Consider the following 4,186-nt stretch of genomic DNA (forward strand, 5'->3'; position numbering starts at 1 on the left):
GACCTGCGGCGGCGCCAGGCTATCGGGCGAGGCGGTGGCGAGAATGGTCGCCGCCCAGCTTGCGGCAAAATAGCATCGGCAGGAACGCCGGCCGCTGACGGGCGTTTGGGCGAAATGCCGCTCCGCACTATATCCGGGCCTGACGATCTAAGACCTGATGATTTGAGATTGGGATGAAGCTCTTCGATTGTCCGCATTGCGGGCACCGCCTCTACTTCGAGAACGCCCAGTGCCTGAACTGCGCCAGCTCCGTGCTGTACGATCCCGGGCATGCGCGCTTCGTCTTGTCCGGCACCGGCGGCGTTTTCCAGTGCACCAATGCCGACGAGTGCGCTTGCAACTGGATGGCGGAACCAGGTCATGCCTTCTGTCGCGCCTGCATGCTGAACCAGTTGATCCCGGACCTTTCGGTCGATGGCAACCGCCGTCGCTGGATCCGCGTCGAAGAGGCAAAGAAGCGGGCAATCTATTCACTGCTCGCTGCCGGACTGCCGGTCGCACCCAAGCGGAATGCCGGCGACGAGGTCGGCCTCGCCTTCGACTTCCTCGCCGATCCGATCGGCGGCGGTCCGGGTGGCGGACGTATCCTGACCGGCCATGGCAACGGCCTGATCACGCTCAATGTCGCCGAGGCGGATTCGGCCGAGCGCGAAAGACGGCGCGTCGAGATGGGCGAGAACTACCGCACTTTGCTCGGCCATTTCCGCCATGAGCTTGGCCACTACTACTGGGACCGCCTGATCCGCGACGACCCGCAACGGCTCAGCGCCTTCCGCGCATTGTTCGGCGACGACCGCGTCGATTACGAGCAGGCGCTGAAGGCCTACCATGCCAATGGTGCTGTGCCCGACTGGCAGCAGGGCCACATTTCGGCCTATGCCACGTCCCATCCCTGGGAGGACTGGGCCGAGACATGGGCGCACCATCTGCACATCACCGACACGCTGGAGATGGTGCATGCGCTGAATTTCCCGCTCGGCCGGCTGGAAACCGTGGAGGCCAACGACCTGTCGCGGGGCGACACCGGCGGCGAGCTGCAACCGGCGCCGTCGGAACCCGCCGCCGTTCCTGAACCGTTCGAAAAGATCCTGGCCCGCTGGCTGGTGCTGTCGGAAGCGTCCAACTCGATCAACCGCTGCATGGGCCTGCCGGACCTCTATCCCTTCGTCATCTCCGAGGTGACCGCACAGAAGCTGGCTTTCGTCCATGAACTCCTGACCGGTGTAGCGAAAGAAACTGGAACAAAACGTGAGCCGGCCGAGGCATTTTAGCCGGAACGCATGAGGCCTTGTTTCGTTTTCGTTCGCGAGGGATTACGAAAACGGAGCGAAATCATGAAACGCATACTGCTTCCTGCTGTCGCTGGAGCGCTTGTCGCCATGTCGGGCGCAGCCTTGGCCGATACCGCCGTCTCGGCTGTCGCCGATCTCAACGTGCGCGCCGGCCCCGGCCCGCAATACCCGGTCATCGGCACGCTCGCTGCCGGTCAGTCGGCAACCCTCGAGGGCTGCATCCAAAACAGCAAATGGTGCACCATTGCGGAGGCCAATGGCCAGGGCTGGATCTATTCCGACTACGTGACGGCCGATTTCGGCGGCAACGACGTTGTCCTGACCCGGCGCCCGGCCGACGCAGGCATCGCCATCGTCGAAGCGCCCGCCGACATGGACTATGACGATACCTATACCGGAGCGATCGTCGCTGGCGAGCCGATCGAGCCGATCAGGCGACCGCCGGCCGAGGTCCGCACCTATATTGATACGAACCGGCTCGACCCGGTCTATCTCGAGGGCGAGGTGGTTACGGGCGCGACCTTGCCCGATACCGTCGAGTTGCGCGAGATTCCGGATTACGACTACCGCTATGTCTATGTGAACGGCCAGCCGGCGCTGGTCGATCCGGGCACCCGACGCATCATGTACGTCGAGCGCTGACATAACCAAGCAACCAGCCGGCCGCCGGGCAAGAACCAACGGCGGCCGTCGCTGTCGTTTCATCCAGAGCTTCGCGCTGGAGCGGCGTGCTGCCGCTCCAGCTTTTTGAGCACCGAATTTTCCCAAAAACGGTTCCACTTTTGGGTCCGATGCTCTAGATCATGCGACCCGATGCATCAGGCAAGGAACCCGCGTGACGATCGATCCAACCGCTTTCGAGCGTTACCGGCATATTCCCAACGCCAAGACGACCCTGCCGCGCCTGCTGCTCGGAACGGCGATCGTCATCCTGTTCTGGGTCGCGACAACCGTCGCCGTGCTGTTCGGCGGCGCCTATCTTTTTGTTATCTGGCAGGCATCATCGGCCCCGATAGAAGGAGGGGCGGTGCAGAATTTCATGGCTTCACCCGCCGGAATCCTCGCCGCGCTCGCTTCCTTTGCCGGAATCTGGCTCGGCCTGTGGGTTGCCATGCGCTGGGTCCATCGCGAGCCGCTGATGGCGCTGATCGGCACCAGCCGCCGCGTTTCGCGCTCGGGATTCCTCAAGGGATTGGCCGCGGTGCTGACCACATCGCTGCTCTCCGAAATCCTGCTCTATCTCTTGCAGCCCGAGATTGCGCGCGGTGCGATCGGCCTGTCGTCCTGGCTGCTGTTCCTGATCCCGATCGCTGCGCTGACCCTGCTGCAGACCTCGTCCGAAGAAGTGCTGTTCCGCGGCTATCTCCTCAGGGGCCTGGCCAACCGGTTTAAAAACCCCTTCATCTGGGCATTGCTGCCAGGACTTCTGTTCACCTCGATGCATTGGAGCCCAAGCTCGACGGCCGCCATCAACGCCTGCGTTCTGGCCGCGATCGCCGCTTTTGCGCTGCTCCTGACGCTTGTGGTCTATGTCACCGGCAATCTCGGCGCGGCCTTCGGCGCTCATCTCGGCAACAATCTGACCGGCTTCCTGCTGATTTCGCACCAGCAAAGCTACAATTCCTTCGCCCTGTTCAACGCCAAGCCGCTCGAAGGCGCCGGCTGGACGACGCTTGATGCCGTCCTCATCGCAGCGATCGGCATCGTCTGCAGCCTGTTGACGATCCTGCTGCTGCTGCATCCGCGCTCGCCGCTGAAGGTCGAGCCGGACAGACCATGATCCCAAAAAGTGGAAACCGGTTTTTGGGTAAGATCATGGTCAAGCAAAAAACTGGCGGGCCAAGCTGATGCGCATCGCACTGGCGGTGACCGGAACCATCCCCTCCAGGGGCTATGGCGGCACCCAGCGCCAGGTCGACTGGTTGGCGTCGGAACTTGCCCGGCTTGGCCATCGTGTCGTGCTGATTGTCGATCCCGACTCGAGCCACCCGCTTTGCGAGGTGCGGCATGCGTCTTCGGAAGCGCAATGCCGGGCCGCCATCCCCGCGGACGCCGATATCGTCCACTTTCACAGCTGGTTTCTCGACGTTCCCTTCCCGACCCTCAATACCGCGCACGGCTTTTCCCCGGAAAAGCCCAGGCCGCAGCCAAACTGGAGTTTCGTCAGCGCCAGCCACGCGCGCAACCACGGCAGGAAGACCTTCGTCTACAATGGCTTTCCGACTGACACCTACCGCCTGGCCGGTTCGAAGAACGATCGCCTTCTGTTTCTCGCCGGCATCTCGCGCGCCAGCAAGAATCTGAACCGTGCGGTCGATCTCGCGAAAAAATTCGATTTTCCCCTCGATATCGCCGGTGGCTCGCGCTGGCGGCTGTTGCTACGCAGCCAGGTTCGGCGCGATGGCGTTTTCTTCAAGAGCCTGGGCAGCCGCTTTCGCTTCCATGGGGTCGTCGACGGCGACGAAAAACAGCGCCTGCTGGGCGCGGCAAAGGCCTTTCTCAACCCGATCGCCTGGGAAGAGCCGTTCGGCATGGCGCCGGTCGAGGCCATGCTGTGCGGAACGCCGGTGCTGACAACGCGGCGCGGCGCCATGCCCGAGATCGTCGACGACGACACCGGACGGTTCTTCGACAGCGATGAGGAATTTGCTGCGGCCCTCGACGCGATCGCCGGCCTTTCCCCGCAGCGCTGCCGGGACTCTGCCGTCGACCGATTTCCAATCTCCCGCACCGCAAAGGGCTATCTCGATCTCTATGCCCGGATCCTCGACGGCGAAACGCTGCCATGACCGCCCCTTTTTTCCTTCTCCCCTTGTGGGAGAAGGTGGATTGGCGCGCAGCGCCAAGACGGAAGAGGGGTGTTGGACGGAGTGCCGTCGCAGCCAAGCTGGAAC

General features: G+C 63.0%; 4 protein-coding genes. All 4 read left to right on the forward strand.

Features of this window, described 5'->3' with window-relative positions; genetic code table 11:
* Positions 1–173: 173 nt before the first annotated feature.
* A complete protein-coding gene (locus tag EOB36_RS33270; protein ID WP_128243420.1) occupies positions 174–1,271 on the forward strand; it encodes a putative zinc-binding metallopeptidase in 1,098 nt (365 codons plus the stop codon).
* A gap of 63 nt (positions 1,272–1,334) precedes the next feature.
* Positions 1,335–1,934 carry a DUF1236 domain-containing protein gene (locus tag EOB36_RS33275; RefSeq protein WP_095484839.1) on the forward strand — a complete coding sequence of 200 codons (600 nt, stop codon included), beginning with the start codon at positions 1,335–1,337 and terminating at the stop codon, positions 1,932–1,934.
* A 193-nt stretch (positions 1,935–2,127) separates the two neighbouring features.
* Entirely contained in the window at positions 2,128–3,072 is a 945-nt protein-coding gene (locus EOB36_RS33280; RefSeq protein WP_128243419.1) for a type II CAAX endopeptidase family protein, read from the forward strand.
* A gap of 67 nt (positions 3,073–3,139) precedes the next feature.
* The gene (locus EOB36_RS33285) at positions 3,140–4,081 is read left to right on the forward strand and encodes a glycosyltransferase (RefSeq protein ID WP_128243418.1); all 942 of its coding nucleotides are present in this window, start codon (positions 3,140–3,142) and stop codon (positions 4,079–4,081) included.
* Positions 4,082–4,186 lie beyond the last annotated feature (105 nt).

This window comes from Mesorhizobium sp. M6A.T.Cr.TU.017.01.1.1 (assembly GCF_004023115.1).
Taxonomy (GTDB): domain Bacteria; phylum Pseudomonadota; class Alphaproteobacteria; order Rhizobiales; family Rhizobiaceae; genus Mesorhizobium; species Mesorhizobium mediterraneum.